The 19231-nt window shown below is 67.9% G+C and carries 13 protein-coding genes; 5 read left to right on the forward strand and 8 right to left on the reverse strand.

Going from position 1 to position 19231, the window contains the following annotated elements; translation table 11 throughout:
- Positions 1-26: 26 nt before the first annotated feature.
- Positions 27-923 (forward strand): EamA family transporter, encoded by an 897-nt coding sequence (locus tag V9K99_RS42255; RefSeq protein ID WP_337012498.1) that lies wholly within the window; start codon positions 27-29, stop codon positions 921-923.
- On the opposite strand, the gene V9K99_RS42260 is transcribed toward V9K99_RS42255, so the two are convergent.
- Both V9K99_RS42260 and V9K99_RS42265 read right to left on the reverse strand, forming a co-directional pair.
- Complete coding sequence (locus V9K99_RS42260) at positions 865-2385, reverse strand: FAD-dependent monooxygenase (protein ID WP_337012500.1); 1521 nt, start codon at positions 2383-2385, stop codon at positions 865-867. The two genes, V9K99_RS42255 and V9K99_RS42260, sit on opposite strands and share 59 nt — an antisense overlap.
- A 34-nt stretch (positions 2386-2419) precedes the next feature.
- The gene (locus tag V9K99_RS42265; RefSeq protein WP_337012502.1) at positions 2420-3112 is read right to left on the reverse strand and encodes a glycoside hydrolase family 12 protein; all 693 of its coding nucleotides are present in this window, start codon (positions 3110-3112) and stop codon (positions 2420-2422) included.
- A 142-nt stretch (positions 3113-3254) separates the two neighbouring features.
- Here V9K99_RS42265 and V9K99_RS42270 point away from each other — a divergent pair, with 142 nt between their 5' ends.
- Positions 3255-4280, forward strand: coding sequence for a LacI family DNA-binding transcriptional regulator (locus tag V9K99_RS42270; protein WP_337012503.1), 1026 nt, complete (start codon positions 3255-3257; stop codon positions 4278-4280).
- Here V9K99_RS42270 and V9K99_RS42275 read toward each other — a convergent pair.
- The 5 genes from V9K99_RS42275 to V9K99_RS42295 all read right to left on the reverse strand — a co-directional run bounded on the left by V9K99_RS42275 (position 4256) and on the right by V9K99_RS42295 (position 11930).
- Positions 4256-6178: a beta-galactosidase gene (locus tag V9K99_RS42275; protein ID WP_337012505.1), complete on the reverse strand. Its 1923-nt coding sequence runs from the start codon at positions 6176-6178 to the stop codon at positions 4256-4258. The two genes, V9K99_RS42270 and V9K99_RS42275, sit on opposite strands and share 25 nt — an antisense overlap.
- Entirely contained in the window at positions 6175-8379 is a 2205-nt protein-coding gene (locus V9K99_RS42280; RefSeq protein WP_337012507.1) for a carbohydrate-binding protein, read from the reverse strand. Before V9K99_RS42280 ends, V9K99_RS42275 begins: the two co-directional genes overlap by 4 nt.
- A 2-nt stretch (positions 8380-8381) precedes the next feature.
- Complete coding sequence (locus tag V9K99_RS42285) at positions 8382-9287, reverse strand: carbohydrate ABC transporter permease (protein WP_337012509.1); 906 nt, start codon at positions 9285-9287, stop codon at positions 8382-8384.
- Positions 9284-10147 carry an ABC transporter permease gene (locus V9K99_RS42290; RefSeq protein ID WP_337012511.1) on the reverse strand — a complete coding sequence of 288 codons (864 nt, stop codon included), beginning with the start codon at positions 10145-10147 and terminating at the stop codon, positions 9284-9286. The genes V9K99_RS42285 and V9K99_RS42290 overlap by 4 nt, the downstream gene beginning before the upstream one ends.
- A gap of 118 nt (positions 10148-10265) precedes the next feature.
- Positions 10266-11930, reverse strand: a complete 1665-nt coding sequence (locus V9K99_RS42295) for an ABC transporter substrate-binding protein (protein WP_337012513.1) — start codon at positions 11928-11930, stop codon at positions 10266-10268.
- Positions 11931-12070: 140 nt separating this feature from the next.
- Between V9K99_RS42295 and V9K99_RS42300 the strand changes: the two genes are divergently transcribed.
- Positions 12071-13264, forward strand: a complete 1194-nt coding sequence (locus tag V9K99_RS42300) for an ROK family transcriptional regulator (RefSeq protein ID WP_337012515.1) — start codon at positions 12071-12073, stop codon at positions 13262-13264.
- A 192-nt stretch (positions 13265-13456) separates the two neighbouring features.
- The gene (locus V9K99_RS42305; RefSeq protein WP_337012517.1) at positions 13457-16249 is read left to right on the forward strand and encodes a glycoside hydrolase family 3 C-terminal domain-containing protein; all 2793 of its coding nucleotides are present in this window, start codon (positions 13457-13459) and stop codon (positions 16247-16249) included.
- Here V9K99_RS42305 and yicI read toward each other — a convergent pair.
- Complete coding sequence (gene yicI / locus V9K99_RS42310) at positions 16219-18429, reverse strand: alpha-xylosidase (RefSeq protein WP_337012519.1); 2211 nt, start codon at positions 18427-18429, stop codon at positions 16219-16221. The genes V9K99_RS42305 and yicI overlap by 31 nt on opposite strands.
- A 118-nt stretch (positions 18430-18547) precedes the next feature.
- Here yicI and V9K99_RS42315 point away from each other — a divergent pair, with 118 nt between their 5' ends.
- Entirely contained in the window at positions 18548-19192 is a 645-nt protein-coding gene (locus V9K99_RS42315) for a LysE family translocator (protein WP_337012521.1), read from the forward strand.
- Positions 19193-19231 lie beyond the last annotated feature (39 nt).

Raw genomic sequence — 19231 nt, forward strand, 5'->3', positions numbered from 1 at the left:
CTTCCCAGGAAGATATAATAGTTTCCATGGAAAATACCTTCCGCTGGGTGCTCGTCACCGCGATCGCTCCGATCGCCTGGGGCACGAACTACTTCGTCACCCACGAGTACCTGCCGGCCGGTCATCCCCTGTACGGCGCCGTCTTCCGCGCCCTGCCCGCCGGATTGCTGTTGCTGTGCATCGCTCGCCGCCTCCCTCGCGGCGCCTGGTGGTGGCGATCAGCGGTGCTCGGCATCTGCAACATGAGCGCCTTCTTCGCGCTGATCTATGTCGCCGCCCAACTCCTGCCGGTCAGTCTCGCCTCGACGATCATGTCCGCCTCCCCAGTGACCATGGCCCTTTTCGCGTGGGCCCTGCTCGCCGAGCGCCCGACCTTGCCCGTCATCACCGGTGCCGCGGCAGGTCTGGCCGGCGTCTGGCTGATGCTCGGCGCGGGAACGTCGACGGTGGACCTCCGCGGCGTAGCAGCCTCGATCGCCGCCCTGCTCATGTCTTCCTGCGGCTACGTCCTCACCAAGAAATGGGGCCGAGCCGCCAGCCCGCTGGCCACCACCGCCTGGCAGCTCACCGCGGGCGGCCTGGCCCTCATCCCCTTCGCCGTCTTGATCGAAGGCGCCCCGCCAGCCATAGACCTGCCGGCCTTCGTCGGGTTCGCGTACGTCGGCCTGATCGCGACCGCTCTGGCGTTCACCGCCTGGTTCACCGGCCTCCGCCACCTCCCCGCCACCACAGTCGGCCTGATCGGCCTCCTCAACCCGGTCACCGGCGTACTCCTGGGAACGACTCTGTCCGGCGAGGTCCTCACACTGGAACAACTCATCGGCTTGGCCCTGGTCCTGCTCGGCATCACCCTGAGCCGCACTCCTAGGTCTGCGGCGGGCCGAACCAGGTGGCGAGCGCTTCGCGCAGTGCGGGCGCGCTGACGTCGGCGGGTTCGTCGATGGCTGCAGCCCAGGCGATCCGGGCGTCCGGGCGAACGAGGATGGCGTCAGCTTGGCGGTCGTCGACTTCGACGGTGTGGATGTCGAGGCGGTCCTTCCAGCCCTGCGCGGCCTCGTGGAGCTCAGGGCGGTCGGCCAGGACGAGGAGGACGGGCCGAGCCGCGTGCAGGAGTTCCGCGCCGCCGACTGCCGGAGCGAACGTGCCGGTCAACGCATGCTCGCCCGGACCGGGAACCGGGTAGCGGATGTCGGAGCCGGCGACCATGCCTCCGAGCCGGCGCAAGGGCTGCTCGTCGGTGAGCAGTTCCTTGAAGACTTCCCGCAGCGCGTCGGCGGCCGGGTCGAGCCCGCGCCGCAACGCAACCTGAGCTCGGGTGTGCAACAACGTCCGTGCGCCGGCGAGATGACGCTCGTCGTGATAGCTGTCCAGCAGGCCGTCCGGAGCCCAACCGTGGACCGCCGCGCCCAGCTTCCACGCCAGGTTGACCGCATCGAGCATGCCGGCGTTCATTGCCACACCCGTGGCGGGGAAGAGATGAGCCGCATCGCCGGCCACCAGCACTCGTCCCTCGCGATAGCGCTCGGCCTGCCGAGCCTTGAAGGTGAAGCGCGACAGCCGCTGAGGTTCTCCCAGCGGCAGATCCCCACCGAGCACCCGGCGGACGCTGTCCTGGAGCTCGTCCAGGGTCATCGGCACGTCGTCGTCGTACTCGATGCTCTCGTCCTCGGCGGTGTAGATCATCAGGAGCTCAGGCGTGAGCGCTCCCCACCCGAAGACACCGCGGTCCGAACGAGTGAATCCGGCTTTGACCGTGCCGAGCCCGGGGACGTCGAGGTCACCGCTGCCGAGCCTGGTCACCGATTCGTGCAACGCGACCTGACCGAGCCGGTTGACCTCCGGATACACCGTGCCCGGGAATCCGATGCCGGCCAGCTCACGAACCCGGCTGCGCGGTCCGTCGCAGCCGACGAGGTAGCGGGCGGTCACCTGGTACGGCCCGTCCGGCCCCTGCACGTCCACCGTCACCGCGGCGTCGTCCTGGTCGAAGCCGAGCACCTCGTGGCCGCGCCGTACGTCGGCGCCGAGTTCGCCGGCACGTTCTTCGAGCAGGCGCTCGAGTCGCGCCTGCGGGATCTGCACCGCCTCCAGCGGCGGGTTCGCCAGACCCCTGAAGTCGATGTCCATACCGCCGAACGGGAACTGGGGAGGCGGGCTAGGGTTCGTGCTGGCGTCTTTCAGCAGGTCCAGCAGCCCGCGGTGCCGCAGCAACTCCAGGATCTGCCCGGCGATCCCGTTGGCCTTCGCGGTTTCCCGGAGCTGTCCGTGCCGCTCCAGCACCACCACCCGAACCCCAGCCAGCCGCAACTCTCCAGCCAGCATCAACCCAGTGGGCCCGGCACCCGCGATGACCACGTCGATATCCACGAGCGGCGATTCTGCCACCAGGTGGGGGCTCCCTGAGGAGCCCCCGGTCTGGTCAGGAGGAGCTGACGGAGTAGGAGTTGGAAGCGAAGTTGAGGCCGCCGGACGACGAGGTGATCTCGAAGCCGAACTGGACCTCGCTCAGGGTGGCGTCACCCATCCAGCCGCGGCCGCGGATCCAGTTCAGGACGGCTTTGATGTCGACCGAGCCGGCGTTGGTGTTGGACGTGCGGATGAAGGAGAAGACCGCGTTCGCACCGTTGCTGCCGCGGTAGACGTCCCAGGTGTGGCCGCCGACGGTGGCGCTGGCCTGCCAGGAGCCGATCGGACCGACAGCGCCCTGCTTGTTCATCCACAGCATGATTTCGTAGGCGTTGTTGTCGGCCCAGATGTCGTACGTCGTCGCATACGCACCACTTCCCGGCCGGGACACGTTGAAGTTGCTGGTCAGGGTGCCGATGGCGCTGACCCGTTTGCCGATGTAGCGGGCCGAGTGCGGGTACGACTTCACACCGCCAGTGTTCGGGTGGTCGGCCCAGACACCCCAGTTGCTGTAGGAGTTGGCCCAGATCGTCTGCGGGCCGGCACCGCTGCCCCAGACGTCGTTGCGGACCGTGTAGCCGCCGTTGGACCAGGTGCCCCACTTGTCCGACGACGACCACGCCGCCGCTTGTGCGGGTACGGCGGCCACCAGGCCCGCCGCGAGTACTGTCAGCACTGCAATTGCCGCTCTCCACCATCTGGTCATTTCTGTTCCTCTCATCCTTGGGCGTTGAGATGCAGGGACTTGACACAGGGGATTACTCGACTCGACGCTGTTGCCTCCGAGTCGAAGCGCTTCGACTGGGGTATGACAGGGTAGACACACCACCAGGACAGGAGAACCCACGATGGTCACGATCGCGGACGTCGCCCGGCATGCCGGGGTCGCGGCCAGCACGGTCTCCTACGTACTCAGCGGGAAGCGGTCGATCTCCACCGACACCCGCGACCGCGTCCAGCGCAGCGTCCGCGCGCTCGGCTACCGGCCGAACGCCAGTGCCCGCGCGCTCGCCAGCCAGCGGTCCAATGTGCTCGCGCTGGTGATCCCGCTGCGCACCGGCATGCACGTCCCGGTGATGATGCAGTTCGCCGCCGCGGTCGTGACCACGGCCCGCCGGTTCGATCACGACGTACTGCTGCTGACCGCTGACGAAGGGCCGGAAGGACTGGAGCGGGTCGCGCAGAGCTCGCTGGTGGACGCGCTGGTCGTGATGGACGTCGAGCTGCACGACGAGCGGGTGCCGGTGCTGCGCGAGCTGCCGATGCCGTCGGTCCTGATCGGATACCCGGCCGATGCCGACCGGCTGACCTGTATCGACCTCGACTTCGTTGCCGCGGGCGCCCATTGCGTCGACCACCTGGCCGACCTCGGCCACCGTTCGCTCGCCTTGCTCGGTACGCCGTCCGCGGTGTACGAACGCCAGACCGGCTTCGCCCAACGCACGCTGACCGGATTCGTGGAAGCCGCCGACCGCCGTGGCGTGCTCGGCGTCGAGACCCCGTGTGAGCACACCTTCGACGCGATTCTCGGCACCGTCGAGCAACTGCTGCGCGACCACCCGGACATCACCGGGCTCGTGGTGCAGAACGAGCCGATCATCGGCCCACTGCTCGACGTCCTGCGGCGACTCGGACGCCGTGTCCCCGATGACATGTCGCTGATGGCGATCTGCGCGGACGACGTCGCCGAGCGGCAGGTGCCGCAGCTGTCGTCCGTCACCATCCCGGCCGAGCGGATCGGCGAGCAGGCGGTCGAGTCCCTGATCACCAAGCTCGAGGGCGGCGGCGTACCCGAGCTGACTCTGCTCCCGCCGAAGCTCACCGCTCGCGGCAGCACCTGCCAGGCCCCTCACGGCGACCTCACCACGGCATAGCCGCCACCCGAAAGCGACAACTCACCGTCGATCGTCACACCCTCGGTCAGTTCAACCCCATCAGCGGGTACGACGACGTCCGCGTCGCCGTGGTTGAACAAGAAGGTCCACGTGGTGTCGCCCGCCCGCCGACGCACTGTTTCCACAGCCGATGGCGAAAGACCGAAGATCCCTGCAGGTGTCTCGAAGTCGACCGAGGTCGAGACGTACCAGGCGGTCCCGGCTCCGACCTGACGACGGGTGATCGCCGGCTTCCCGTCGAGCACTCCCCCGACGTACCGGTCGACTACCTCGGCCGACACCGCCTCGACGTCCTCGCTCCACAGCCGGCCCTGTCCGCCGGACGACAACTCCACCACCGCGTCGGCGGGCAGTGGGTGAAACTCCTCCACCCGTACGCCGAGCAGCGACCTGAAGGCGCCCGGATACCCACCGAGCCGCACCTGTAGGTCGGGGTCGACGATCCCGCTGAAGTACCCGACCACCAACTGCCCGCCACCCTCGACGTACGCCGTGAGCGACGTAGCCGCCTCATCGCTGGTGAGGTATAACGACGGCACCACGACCAGCTTGTACGACGACAAGTCCGCCGACGGAGCCGCGAAGTCGACGGTCACTCCCGCGCGCCAGAAATGCCGATGGGCGTCCTGCACAGCCGCCAGATAGTCCAGCGAGGAGGACGGCAGATGCGTCCCCTGCATCGCCCACCAGCATTCGACATCCCACAGAACAGCAACGTCGGCGACGACCTTGCTATCAGCAACCTCTTCCAGCCGGGGCAACACCGATCCCAAAGCTGCGACCTCTCGGAACACCCGCGAGGACGCCCCGGCGTGCGGCACCAGGGCCGAGTGGTACATCTCCGCACCACCGCGCGAGGCCCGCCACTGGAAGAACAGCGCGCCATCGGACCCGCGCGCGATATGCGACAGACTGTGCCTCGCCATCCGGCCCGGCTCCTTCGCGTGCAGCCGCTGCCCGTCGTTGATCGCCCCGGCCGCCTGTTCCATCAACAGCCACGGCTTCCCATCGGCCCACGACCTGGCGAGATCGGCACCGAAGGCGGTCTGCTCCTCCGCACCGATATCGGGCCGGCTCGGATAGTGGTCGATGGCAACGACATCGACGGCGGCGGCCCACTGCGCATGGTTCACCGGCACCCAGCCGCCGAAGACGAAGTTCGTGGTGATCGGCAACGCAGACCGTGCCCTGATCTCCGCCTTCTGCTCGAGGAACGCCGCCAGCAACTCGTCGGACCAAAACCGCCGGTAATCCAGGAACTGCGTCGGATTCACCAAGTACTGGGTCCGACGGGGTGGCTGAATGTCCTGCCAATCGGCGTACCCCTGGCTCCAGAAAGCCGTTGTCCACGCCGCGTTCAATCGATCGAGCGACCCATAGCGCGCCCGCAACCACTCCCGAAAACGCTCGGCCGCCAACGGGCAATGACACGTCGTCCCGTACTCATTGTGGACATGCCACAGCGCCAGCGCCGGATGATCGTGATACCGCTCGACCAAAACACGTGCGATTCCGACGGCCGCTGAGCGATAAGCCGGCGCACAAGCGCAATACGTGTCCCGGCTGCCGTGCGTCAGCCGTACGCCGTCCGGCGTCACCGGCAACGCCTCCGGATGCAGCCGGCTGAACCACGGCGGCGGCGATGCGGTCGGGGTGGCCAGGTCGACGCTGATGCCACCGTCGTGCAGCAGCTCGAGTACCTGGTCCAGCCAGCCGAACTGGTACTCCCCCGGCGACGGCTCGAGACTCGACCAGGAGAAGACGCCGACGGTGACGAGGTTGACGCCGGCCTGACGCATCAGGTCGACGTCCTCCTTCCACACCGACGGATCCCACTGCTCCGGGTTGTAGTCCCCGCCGTACCAGAGTCGCGTCATGCCGGCTCTCCATAGGGGATTCCGAATCCGTTGGTCGAGATGTACACGCGACCGTAGACCCGGGGATCGCCGGTGATCGCCTCACCGGTGTACGCGTACTGATGCCGGTCGTCGTTCACCCGTACCCACGACGCGCCGCTGTCGTCGGAGCGGAAGATCCCGCGGACGCCGTTCACTTTGCCCGACGTGTAGACCGCCATCCCAGCAGCGCCACGAGCCGCCTTGCCGAAGCCGACCGTGGACGCCTCCTCGATTGAACTCACCGCCGAGAACGTCAGACCGCGATCGACCGAGCGATACAGCCCGCCCGGACCGGCCGCCAGCCAGCAATGCCCGGCCCGATCGAGCACGGTCTCCAACTTCCCTGCCCCGGTCGGTAGCCCGGTGGCGGTGATCGTGAACGCGGCTCCACCGTTCGTGCTCGCGTACGCCGTACCCGTTGCGCTGTCGAACGCGTAGAACAACCGCGGGTCCACTCGATCGCCGACAATCGCCGCGTTGACGGGCAGATTGTCGACAATCGTCCACGTGGTACCGCGGTCGCGCGAGTAGTGCGGCACGACATCACCCGGTGCCCACAGCAACGTTCTCGCGTCGGCACTCACCGCGATCCGGCCCGTCTGCGTCATCCCGGCCGGTTCACCCAGGAAGGGCTGCCACGACACCCCGGCGTCGGTCGAATACGCTCCACGCTCGCCGGCGTTGGCATTCGCCAGTCGTACGACGAAGCCGGGTGAGAGAGCCGCGTAGTCGAGACTTGGCGACGTCCCGCTGACCGGGTTCGACGCCTGTCCATCCGGAGGTACGACGTCCAGCCGCGCGTGCCGATACACGCCGATGTCGCCCAGCGCACTGATCAATGGCGGTCCCCATGGCGGACTGATCAGATCCAGTACGGCGGTCTCCTCCAGCCCATGCGCCCGCACCGACCAGTGCGTACTGCGGCCGGCCTCGGCCTCGGTGACGTCGTCGGTGCCGAAGATCGTCGCACCGGTGACATACAGCACCTTGTCCGAGTCGAACGGATCGATCGAGATGTCCCCGATCATCCAGCCCAGCTTCGGCGTCCCGTGGAAGTCCAGGTACGGCGAACCCGACGTGTCCAGTTCGATTTTCGAAGCGATCGAATACCACGTCTGCCCGCCGTCGATCGAGCGGAACACGTCGTCGACCGGCCCCCACCGGCTCATCGTCGACACCATCACCGTGCCCGGCCACCGTGGATCGGTCGCCAGGCCGGCATACCCGAACCCGGCCTCACCACCGGTGTTCGGGCGCAACGGGGTGATGTCGGTCCACACCCCGGTCGCGGTGTCCAGCTTGTGTACGGCGCCGTCGTACATCTCGTAGGGTCCGGGGCGGTCGCCGTACGTCAGATAGATATTGCCGTCAGCCCCCAATTCGCCGTGGTGGGGCAACAGCCCGGTCGGCTGTCCCGGGACCGGCGCCCAGGTCGAACCGCTGTCGGTACTGCGATACAGGCCGACCGCCGGGTCCGCGACGCCGGCGTAGATCGTGCCGTTGCGAGGGTCGAAGAAGACGAAGCCGATGCCGATCCCGGCCGTGCCGGTCACCGGGAATCCCTCGACCCGCGCCCACGTCTCACCACGGTCCGGGCTGCGCCACAGTCCGTGTCCCCGGGTGCCGAGGAACAGGACACGACTGTCGCTGGGATCGACCACCAACCGCTCACCCATCGAGCGACCTGGTTCGTTGCCGCCGAGTTTGAACGGCAGGTCGGTCCGCTCGAACGTCCGGCCCTGGTCGCAGGAGCGGAGGATCGCGGCGTTGATCGGGGACCAGTCGTTCGTATAGGTGCCGACGGCAAGGTACAGCCGGGAAGGATCGGCCGGATCGAGGGCGAGACTCTCGACACCCGTCCAGTTCCATTCGTCCCAGCCGATCCAGTGCAGCAACTGCTCCCACCGCTGGGTGCGGTTGTCGAACCGGGCGGCTCCCCCGATGTCGGTCCGTGCATAGACGAGTCCGCGCTTCCGCGGATGGTGGATGATCCCGGTGACGAACCCGCCGCCGACGATCTCCACGTTCCGCCAGCGGTAGCGCGCCGCCGCGCCGGCGGTCGCCGGCGCGGCGGCGGAAAGTGGGAGAGCGGGCGCAGCGCCGGAGGCGGTGGCGGAGGTGGTGGCGGCGATGGCTGTGCCGGTGGTGAGACTGAGGAAGCTTCTGCGTGCGAGCGACATGCTTACCCCTTGACCGCGCCGATGATGACGCCCTTGGTGAAGTGGCGTTGGATGAACGGGTAGATCAGCAGGACCGGGACGATCGCGATCACCACGATCGCCATCTTGATCGCCAGACCAGGCGCAGGCGCCAATCCGAGGCCGACGCCAGTGGCCACTCCGCCGGAGCCGCTGGGCAGTGCCTGCTGTTCGACGATGTGGGTCCGTAGCACCATCTGCAACGGCCACTTGTTGTTGTCGTTCAGGTAGAGCAGCGCGTTGAAGAACGCGTTCCAGTAGCCGACCGCGTAGAACAGCCCGACCACGGCCACGACCGCCTTCGACAGCGGCATCACGATCCGGCTCAGGATCGCGAACTCGCCCGCTCCGTCGATCCGCGCACTGTCGATCAACTCGGCCGGGATCGCCATGAAGAACGCCCGCATCACGATCAGGTTGAACGCCGACACCGCGGTCGGCAGAATCAGCGACGCGTAGCTGTCGATCAGCCCGAGCGAGTTCACCAGCAGGTAGCTCGGGATGATGCCCGGCCCGAACAGAAACGTCAGCAGGACGACGAACAGCAACGGCCGGTGGAACAGTGACCCCGGCCGGGACAGCCCGTAAGCCGCCAGCACGGTGACCCACAGACTGAACGCCGTACCGATCAACGTGATGAGCACGCTGATCACCAGGGCCCGCGTGACCACCCCACCCGACAGCAGTTGCACGTACGCCGCGATCGTCAGGTCCCGCGGTATGACGACCAGCCCGCCGGCCCGGGTCACGGCTTCGGTGCTGGACAGACTCGTGACGACCACGACGTACAACGGAAACGCGACCGCGAGTGCGATCAGGGCCAGCACCACCGGCTTGCCCACCCGGCCGACAGCGGTCGGCTCTTCCTCCCAGACGGCTTTTGTCGTCATGAGCGCGAATACACCCCCTGCTCGCCCACCATGTGAGCGAATCGGTTGGCCACCAGGACCAGGACGAGCCCGACGACACCCTTGAACAGGCCGGCGGCGGCGCCGTACCCGAAGTCGCCGACGAGCAGGCCCTGGTAGTAGACATACGTGTCGAGCACCTCGGCGGCATCCGCGCCGACCGCGCTGCGCTGCAGGATGAACTGCTCGAAACCGACCGTCAACGCGTCACCCAGCCGCAGGATGAGCAGCAGCACGATCACCGGCCGCAGTCCCGGAAGCGTGATGTGCCACAGCCGGCGCCAGCGGTTCGCACCATCGGCCGCAGCCGCCTCGTAGAGCGCCGGGTTGATCGTCGACAACGCCGCGAGGAACACGATCATCCCCCAGCCGGCGTCCTTCCAGATCGACTGCGCGGTGACCAGCAGGATGAACGTGTCCGGCCTGGTCATCAGATCGACGGCCTCGTAGCCGTTGTTCCGCAGCGACTGCGCCAGCAGCCCGCCACCGCCGATCATCTGCTGGAACAGCGACACGACCAGCACCCACGAGAAGAAGTGCGGCAGGTACACGATGCCCTGGATGACGTTGCGGAGCTTGGCCGACAGCACGCTGTTCAGCAGCAACGCCAGCGCGATCGGAATCGGGAAGAAGAACACCAACTGGACGGCGGTGATCGTCAGCGTGTTGACCGCCGCCTGCCAGAACGCCGGCTCGGAGAACATCCGGCTGAAGTTGGCGAAGCCGATGAACTCACTGTCGCGGATCCCGACGTACGGCGAGTAGTCCTGGAACGCGATCACATTGCCCAGCGTCGGGAAGTAGTGGAACACCCCGAGCAGCACGACCACCGGCAGCACCATCAACAGCAGCGGCCAGTCCCGCGCCCACCGATGCCGCCAGCTCGCTCCACCTCGCGGACGCTTCCGTCGCGGCGCCGGCGGACCCTTCGCTTCAGCCGGCGCCGTCCTCACAGGATTCTTAGCGACCGTTGTCACTGAGCACCTTCGCGTAGAAGTCCCGGCCCTCGTTGCCGCCGTTCGTCTGCCACTGCTTGATCGCGGTCTTCAGCTCGCTGACCGGCTTCCGGCCGCGGAAGATGTCCTGCAGCGCGTCGTCGAACGGCTGGTGCAGCGCCGCCATCTTGGCCGGCTGCTCGACCCGGATCCCGTCGAAGAGGTTCTTCTGCTGGACCTTGGCGGCAGCGTTCTGCCAGGCGCTCATCGACTCGACGTACCCCGGGTACTCGCTCTGGGTGATGGCCGTCGGCCGGCCCCCGAGGAAGATGTACGTCTGGGACACCTCCTTCTGCCCCAGCGGGGTCAGCTTCGGTGCACCGGAAGGCTGCTTGGTGTAATGCGTGCCTTCCTTGCCGTACATGTAGAGCTGGTTCTCCTCGGTCCCGAACGGCGCCGCCGTGTAGTTGAGGACGCCGAGCAGCTCCTTCACCCGGGCCTCGCCGAGCCCCTTCTTCACGAAGGTGAAGATGCCGGCCGGCTCGCCGCCCCAGGTGATCGGCGTCCCGCCGTCATGGGCGAACGGCATCACCGGCTGCGGGTTGTACTTCGGGTTGACCGTGGCCTGTCGCTGCAGCGACTCCTGCCAGCCGCCGAGCCCGTTCTGGCGGATCACCAGCTTGCCGCCCTCGAACAGCGCGTTCTCGTCCGCCGCGTTGCCAACCACCTCCGGATGCACGTAGCCGGCTTGGAACAGCTTCCGGACGAAGGCCACCGCCTCCTCGAACTCCGGCGTCTCGATCTTGTTGACCAGCTTGCCGTCGGGCTCCTTGCGCCAGCCGGCCGGCGCGCCGAACGCGCGGATCACCTCGTCGGAGACCGAACCGAAGGCCCACCGGTTCGCCTTCGCGTCGGTCATCTGCTTGCCCAGCGCGAGCAGATCGTCGGCAGTCTTCGGCGGCTCCGCGCCGACCTGGTCGAAGATGTCCTTGCGGTACATCATCATCCAGGGGAAGCCGTCGGAGGGGAACGGCACCGCCTTGAGCTGGTTGTTCCAGACGCCGTACGCCCAGGCCCTGGTCGGCAGGTTGGCGAGCATCGGGTACGCCGACACCTTGTCCCCGGCCAGGTACGGCGTCAGGTCCTCGAACAGCTTGTCCACGGCCTGGCCGAACCGGGTCAGCCCGGAGATGTTCCAGCCCGGGATGCAGAGCAGCTCCGGCACGTTGCCGGCCGCAAGGATCGGGCCGAGCTTGTCGCCGTAGTCGTTGCCGTTCAGGATGTTGAACCGGACCGGCGCGCCGATCCGCTCGTTGTTCACGTCGTAGTAGCTGTTGTTGCCGAGCCCGGGCGGCGGCGGGCTCCACAGCGGGGTCATCGCGGACACTTCCTTGCCGCTGGTGACGGCCTTGTCCGGGACGGCGCGCTTCAACTCGGCCGGGTACTTGGTGAAGCCCGGGGCGGCGCCGTTCTCACCCGGCAGGTCCGGCTTGACCGACTCGTACCCGATGTACTTCGGCAGCAGTCCGGACAGCTTGTCCTCGGTCTCGGCCCGGCCTGAGGTCGACGACCCGCCGTCTCCGTCCGAGCATCCGGTCAGCGTGACGCCACCGGCGGCCGCCGCGGCACCTGCGCCGAGTAGGGAGATGAACGTCCGGCGGCTGGTCGCGCCGCCCACTGGTCCAGTCACGATGGCTCTCCTGGATTTCTTGGCCTAGAATTAGTTGGGCTGGTAGCCAAACAAATTAACGCAGACGCGAAGGCACGACAAGGTGTAGAACTGAGCCAGACTTTGGGCCACTGCCTGGACGAGCCGAAACGGGACGGACCTTGACCACACAGACCGCGGACCACACGGACATCCGCGCCACCAATCTGGCGGCGGTGCTGGGCTACCTGCGCCGCCAGGCGCCGTGCTCACGGGCCGCGATCGCGTCCGGGACCGGGCTGAACAAGGCGACCGTGACGAGCATCGTCGGGGACCTGCTCGACCGGAAGCTGGTCCGCGAGACCCAGCAGACCCAGAACCACGTCGGCCGGCCCGCGACCCTGCTCGTCCTGGACGGGTCGGCGTACGCGGCGATCGGCCTGGAGGTCAGCGCGCGCGGTCTGAGCGCGCTCGCCTACGACACCTCCGGCGAACAGGTACTGCGCTGGCACCGCGCGGGTCCCGGTGTCGACGCGGGGCCGGCGAAGACGATCGCCGCGTTGGCCGCGCTGGCCCGGCGGGCGATCACGACCGTGCAGTCGTCAGGCCGCCGGGTGCTCGGGATCACCGTGGGCGTGCCGGGGTTGGTGAACCATGACGGAGCCGTCGTACTGGCTGCCGGGCTGGGGTGGCAGGACGTGCCACTTCAGGCCGATCTGGCGGCGGCGCTCGGGCGGCCGGACATCCCGGTGAACGTCGACAACGACGCGTCGCTCGCCGTCCTGGCCGAGCACCTCTACGGTCCGCTGGCCGGCTCGGAGAACCTCATCCAGCTGAACGGCGACACCGGAGTCGGCGCCGGCATCATCGTCGACGGCCGCCCGCTGCGGGGACATCTCGGGTACGTCGGTGAGATCGGCCATCTCCGCCTGGTCGCGGACGGACCGCGCTGCGGCTGTGGACGCCGCGGCTGCCTGGAAGCGCTCGCGAGCCTGCCGGCGATCCTGTCCCGGATCGACGGACTGACCGACCCCGATCCACAGATCCAGCTCGAGCACCTGATCCGCCGGGCCGACGCGGGCGAGGCCGCTGTCACCAAGGTGCTCGCCGAGGCCGGCACGCACCTGGGCCACGGCATCGCCGCGCTCGTCAACATCCTCAACCCGGAGTACGTCGTACTCGGCGGCTCGTACGCCCTGCTGGCTCCCCACCTCTCCCCCGCCGTCACCAAGGCGCTGTACGAGTCCGCGATCGCTCCGGACGCCGGCGGCTGCACCGTCGTCGCCTCGACGTTCCCCCACACCGCCACTCCCCTCGGCGCCACCGCCCAAGCGCTCGCGCCATTGACCACCGGACACCTCCCGAGCCCGTTGTGAACCACGGAAAGCGTCTGCCCGGGTCTTGACCAGTCCGGCTGAGGATGCAACCCTCTGATCACTCCGTCGTACCCAGGTCATCACTGGCCGAGACGGATTTTTTCGCCCAGACCGTCGAAGCGCTTCGATAGCCATCGCCCGCGGTGACCGCTCGAAGCGCTTCGACACCAGCCGCAGTGGAGTCGATCGCCGATGAGCACTCCAGCCCAGAACCCACCGTTCCGCGACCCGGCACGGCCGCTGCGGGAACGGCTCGACGATCTCCTCGGCCGGCTCACCACCGGCGAGAAGCTGGCCCTGCTGCACCAGCACCAGGCCCCGGTCCAGCGCCTCGGCCTGGACTCCTTCCGGACCGGGACCGAGGCATTGCACGGCGTCGCCTGGCACGGCCCGGCCACCGTGTTCCCGCAGGCCGTCGGGCTGGCCACCACCTGGAACCCGGAACTCGTCCGCGCCGTCGGTTCCGCGGTCGGCGACGAGGTCCGCGTCTTCCACCAGAAGGACCCGGCCTCGATCGGCCTGAACGTCTGGGCACCGGTCGTCAACCCGCTCCGCGACCCACGCTGGGGCCGCAACGAGGAGGGGTACGCCGAGGATCCCTGGCTGACCGGGATCATCGCCACCGCCTACGGTCTCGGCCTGATCGGCGACCACCCGACTCATCTCAAGACGGCCCCGACGCTCAAGCACTTCCTCGCCTACAACAACGAGACCGACCGCTGCACCACCTCGAGCAACCTGCCGCCGCGAGTCCTGCACGACTACGAACTGCCCGCGTTCCGCGCACCGATCGAAGCCGGTGCAGCCATTGCGGTGATGCCGTCGTACAACCTGGTGAACGGACGGCCCGCGCACCTCAGCCCGCTGATCAACGACGTGCTCCGCGAGTGGACCGAGAACGACCTGCTCGTGGTCAGCGACGCGTACGCGCCCGCCAACCTGTTCGGACTGCAGGCGTATCACCCCGACGGCCCGACCGCGTACGCCGCCGCTCTCAAGGCCGGTGTGGACAGCTTCACTCAGGACGACACCAACGCTGGGCCGTCGATCGAGAAACTCACTGAGGCCATCGACCGCGGCCTGATCACTGTCGACGACGTCGACACCGCGGTCCGCCACGCGCTCGCGATCCGCTTCCGGCTCGGCGAGTTCGACCCGGCCGAGCTCGATCCCTACCGTTCGCTCGAACCGGATCTGGTCAACTGCCCCGCCCATCGCCGGCTCTCACAGGAGGCGGCCCGGCAGTCGATCGTGCTGCTCAAGCACGAGTGCCAGGTCCTCCCCCTCAACGCCTCCGCGATCAAACGCCTCGCCGTCATCGGACCGCTCGCGAACACGCTCTCCGAGGACTGGTACGCCGGGACCCTGCCGTACCAGATCACCGCGTACGACGGCCTCGTCGAACGACTGGGCCAGGACCGGGTCGAGTACTGCGAGGGCGTCGATCGGATCGCGCTCCGCGTCGCCGGCTCGACGTCGTACCTGACCATCGGGGCGGACGGCGTACTGCGGGCTGACGCCGGAGACGACAGGTACTTCGACCTGTTCGACTGGGGTGGTGACGCGTGCGCGCTGCGGTCGGTGCGGAACGGGCGGCACCTGACGGTCACGGACGACGGCTCGCTGGTTGCGGATCAGCCCGGCCCGAACGGCTGGGAGGTGAAGCAGACCTTCCGCCTGGTCGAGACGGGCGACACGATTCAGGTGCTGCACCTGAACAGCGGTCGCTACCTGCATGTGGGCGACACAGTGACTCTCAGCGACTCGGGGACGGGCTTCGAGCTCGAGGTCCTGATCGACGGTGCGACCGAGGCGGCGAAGGTCGCGGCCCGCGCGGACACCGCGATCGTTGTCCTGGGCAATCATCCGCTGGTCAACGGCCGGGAGACCGAGGACCGTACCGACCTCGACCTGCCGAAGAGTCAGGACCGCCTCCTCCGTTCCGTCCACGCTGCGAACTCGAGCACGGTGCTGGTGATGTCCAGCAGCTACCCGTTCGCAGTCGGTTGGGCGCAGCAGAACCTGCCGGCACTGCTCTGGTCCGCCCATGGTGGGCAGGAGTACGGTCGCGCGCTGGCCGACGTACTCTTCGGCGACGCCGACCCCGCCGGGCGGCTGACCCAGACCTGGTACCACTCCGCCGCCGATCTGCCCGACCTGCTCGACTACGACATCATCGCGACCGACGCGACATACCTGTACTACCGCGGCATGCCGCTCTACCCCTTCGGCCACGGTCTCAGCTACGCGACCTTCACGTACGGCGACCTGCGTCTGAGCTCCACCTCGATCCCAGCGGACGGCGAAGTCCGCGTCACCTTCACCGTGACCAACACCGGCACCCGGGCGGGCAATGAAGTCGCCCAGCTCTACACGCATCAGCAGCGGTCGCGGGTCAAGCAACCGCTACGCCAACTGCGCGGCTTCCAGCGACTGTCGCTGCTCCCTGGTGAGAGCACCGACGTCGAGCTGACCATCGCAGCCGCCGACCTTGGCTTCTGGGACGTGACCAGGGACCGCCACTGCGTCGAGACCGCCCGGCACAGCATCATGGTCAGCCGCTCCAGCACCGACACCCGCCTCGCCGCAACTCTCGACGTCCGCGGCGAGCACATCCCGCCGCGCCCGATCGACCACCTCGCCGCCACCAGCTTCGACGACTACTCCGCCATCACCCTGACCACCGCGACCCGCGATCACGGCGAGGCCGTCGTCTCACTCGAGCCGGGCGCGTGGCTGTCCTTCGACGATGTCGAACTGGTGCACACGTCGTACCAGGCTTCGGTCGCCAATCGAGGGACCGCGCCGGCAACGATCGAACTGCGGCTGGACGACCCGCTGCACGGCGAGCTGCTCGACACTCTGCAGATCGCGCCGGCCGACGAGCTCACGTCCCTGACGGGCGAGCTGCGAGCGGCCGGCGTACACACCCTCTACGTGGTCTTCTCCGCGGCTCAGGTCGTGGTGGAGAGCTTCACGGTGTAGCGCTCGCAGACGCCTTCGGTCACCCGAGTCTCCACCTGGCCGTTGCGCAGGGTGAGCTCGATCGTTGCGTCTGGCAACTTTGCGAGCGTCCTCCCGCCTTCGCGGGGCGCGAACCAGCGGAGTTCGACGTCTGAGGACCAGTCGTACTCCGGGCAATCGTCGACCGCGCCGATGGGGATGACGGCGCCTTCGCGGACCAGAACTGGCAGGGTGTCGAAGCCGTGGGTCTGGTGGATCCAGCGCTGGCCGGTGAGTTGTTCGCCGGTGAGCAGATCGGTCCACGTGCCTGCGGGAAGGTAGAAGGAGACCTCGCCGGTCGGACTCATCACGGGTGCGACCAGGAGGTCCGGCCCGAGCATGTACTGGCGGTCCAGGTAGGCGACCGCCGGATCGTCCGGGAACTCGAGGATCATCGGCCGCATCATCGGTACGCCGTCCCGATGCGCCTCGGCCGCCGCAGTCATCAAGTACGGCATGAGTGACAGCTTCAGCTTGGTGAACTTGCGCAGTACGTCGACCGCCTCGTCATCGAACGCCCACGGCACCCGGTACGACGACGAGCCGTGCAGCCGCGAGTGGGACGAGAGCAACCCGAACGGCACCCACCGCTTGAAGATCGCCGGATCGGGCGTGCCCTCGAACCCGCCGATGTCGTGACTCCAGTAGCCGAATCCGGATGCGGCCAGCGACAGTCCACCCCGCAGCGACTCCGCCATCGCCTCGAACGTCGACTCGCAGTCGCCACCCCAGTGCACCGGGAACTGCTGGCCGCCGGCGGTCGCCGAGCGCGCGTACAGCACGGCCTCGCCCTCGCCGCGGTTCTCCTCGAGCAGCCCGAAGACCGCCTCGTTGTAGAGGTGCGGATAGTAGTTGTGCATCCGCTCCGGGTCCGAGCCGTCGTACCAGGCGACCTCAACAGGGATGCGCTCGCCGAAGTCGGTCTTGAAGCAGTCGACGCCCATGTCGATCAGGGTCTGCAGCTTGGAGCGGTACCACGCGGTGGCGTCCGGGTTGGTGAAGTCGACGATCGCCATACCGGCCTGCCACATGTCCCACTGCCAGACCGAACCGTCCGGACGCTTCAGCAGGTACCCGAGCTTGCGGCCCTCGTCGAACAGGATCGAGCGCTGGGCGATGTACGGGTTGATCCACAGGCTGATCCGGAGGCCGCGGTCCTTCAGCCGGCTCAGCATCCCGGCCGGGTCGGGGAACGCGATCGGATCCCAGAGGAAGTCGCACCAGTGGAACTGCCGCATCCAGAAACAGTCGAAGTGGAAGACGCTCAGCGGGAGGTCGCGCTCGGCCATCCCGTCGACGAACGCAGTCGTCGTCTCCTCGCTGTAGTCGGTGGTGAACGAGGTCGACAGCCAGAGACCCATCGACCACGCCGGGACGCGGGCGGGTCGTCCGGTCAGGCCGGTGTAGCGGCGAAGCACGTCCTTCGGGGTCGGCCCGGCGAAGACGTAGTACGCAAGCTCCTGGCCCTCGACGCTGAACTGGTTGCGCGACGTGACCTCGGAGCCGAGCTCGAACGACACGTTCGCCGGGGTGTCGACCAGAATGCCGTACCCCTTGCTGCTCAGGTAGAACGGGACGTTCTTGTACGCCTGCTCGCTGGACGTGCCGCCGTCGGCATTCCAGATGTCGACAATCTGACCGTTCTTCACCAGCGGACCGAACCGCTCGCCGAGTCCGTAGAGCGTCTCGCCGACCCCGAGCGCGAGTTGCTCGTGCAGGTAGTGCCGGCCGTCCTGGTCGGTGATCAGCCCGATGCTGCGGGCACCCGAGTTCGTCAGCGGTCGCCCGTCCTGCTCGAAGCGGACATCCCACGGGCCCTCCAGGCCGACGACCACGCTCAACTCACCCGAGGTCAGCCGAGCCTCGGTCGGACCGACCTCCACCTTCACCGGATGCTCGTCGTCGGTGTTCAGCCGGTACGACGGTCGCGCCGGCAGCCCACCGAGATGGTGTGCGATCCGGACCCCGATCACGCCGCGCGCGGGTGAGGAGAAGGTGACCGTGAATACCGGCTGGTTGAGGGTGTCGCCGCGCCGCTCGATCCGTTTGGCCGGTGCGAACACGGTGAGCTCCCGCTCCCCCGCCTCCACACTCTCGACCTCGGCCGGCCGCAGCCGCGTCATCCCGGCGCGCAACTGCCAATATCCGTCGGTGAACTTCATCGGGAACGGCCTCTCTCGGGCGGGTGTCGAAGCGCTTCGACAAAGCTTACCCGGCGAGAGGCGTTCGCAGGGTGGAAAACCGTGGCTGGTGAGACGGCGTCCGGGTGAGGATGGGCGGATGGAGCTCTCGATCGTGCTGGGGTTCGTGGTCGCGGTGTTCTTCGTGAGCATCGTGCCCGGACCGGACATGCTGTTCATCGTCGCCAACGCGGCCGTCGGCGGACGACGTGCCGGGGTGGTCGCGGCGGCCGGGATGTCCACCGGGCTGGCCGTGCACACCGTCGCGGCGTCACTCGGCCTCGGTGCGCTGATCCAGGCCGCACCTCAGGTGCTGAACGGCGTACGGATCGCCGGCGCCGCGTTTCTGCTGTATCTCGCCTACCTGACCTGGCGGGCCAGCCGGCAAGAGGTCGCGGAGGCTGACGACGTGATGGAGCTGCCGAGGCGGACGCTGCGGAAGACGTACCTGATGGCGACGCTGACGAACCTCGCCAACCCGAAGGTCATCCTGTTCTACCTGGCGTTCGTGCCGCAGTTCGTCACCACCGGCGCGGACAGCTGGCCGGTCACCCTCCAGTTCCTGGTCCTCGGCGCCGTCTTCATCGCCGTCGGCTTCCCGGTCGACGCCTCCGCCGGCCTGCTGGCCGGCAGCCTCGCCAGCACTCTGTTCCGCGCCGGCAGCAAGGTCCGCCGCCGCCTCGAGCGCGTCTGCGCCGGAATCTTCACCGCTCTCGCCGCGCGACTCGCCGCCGACATCCATTGACGTCTGGTGCTCGCGGGGGGTCTGGGGTCAAGCTGGAAC

This window comes from Kribbella sp. CCNWLW201 (assembly GCF_037203805.1).
Classification (GTDB): Bacteria; Actinomycetota; Actinomycetes; order Propionibacteriales; family Kribbellaceae; genus Kribbella.

Excerpts from the sequence above, each read along its gene's own strand:
- V9K99_RS42315 (WP_337012521.1), top strand. The coding sequence starts at position 18,548 with ATGGAGCTCTCGATCGTGCTGGGGTTCGTGGTCGCGGTGTTCTTCGTG.
- V9K99_RS42285 (WP_337012509.1), bottom strand. The coding sequence starts at position 9,287 with ATGACGACAAAAGCCGTCTGGGAGGAAGAGCCGACCGCTGTCGGCCGG.
- V9K99_RS42290 (WP_337012511.1), bottom strand. The coding sequence starts at position 10,147 with ATGGTGCTGCCGGTGGTCGTGCTGCTCGGGGTGTTCCACTACTTCCCG.
- V9K99_RS42270 (WP_337012503.1), top strand. The coding sequence starts at position 3,255 with ATGGTCACGATCGCGGACGTCGCCCGGCATGCCGGGGTCGCGGCCAGC.
- yicI (WP_337012519.1), bottom strand. The coding sequence starts at position 18,429 with ATGAAGTTCACCGACGGATATTGGCAGTTGCGCGCCGGGATGACGCGG.
- V9K99_RS42265 (WP_337012502.1), bottom strand. The coding sequence starts at position 3,112 with ATGACCAGATGGTGGAGAGCGGCAATTGCAGTGCTGACAGTACTCGCG.
- V9K99_RS42255 (WP_337012498.1), top strand. The coding sequence starts at position 27 with ATGGAAAATACCTTCCGCTGGGTGCTCGTCACCGCGATCGCTCCGATC.
- V9K99_RS42305 (WP_337012517.1), top strand. The coding sequence starts at position 13,457 with ATGAGCACTCCAGCCCAGAACCCACCGTTCCGCGACCCGGCACGGCCG.
- V9K99_RS42280 (WP_337012507.1), bottom strand. The coding sequence starts at position 8,379 with ATGTCGCTCGCACGCAGAAGCTTCCTCAGTCTCACCACCGGCACAGCC.
- V9K99_RS42275 (WP_337012505.1), bottom strand. The coding sequence starts at position 6,178 with ATGACGCGACTCTGGTACGGCGGGGACTACAACCCGGAGCAGTGGGAT.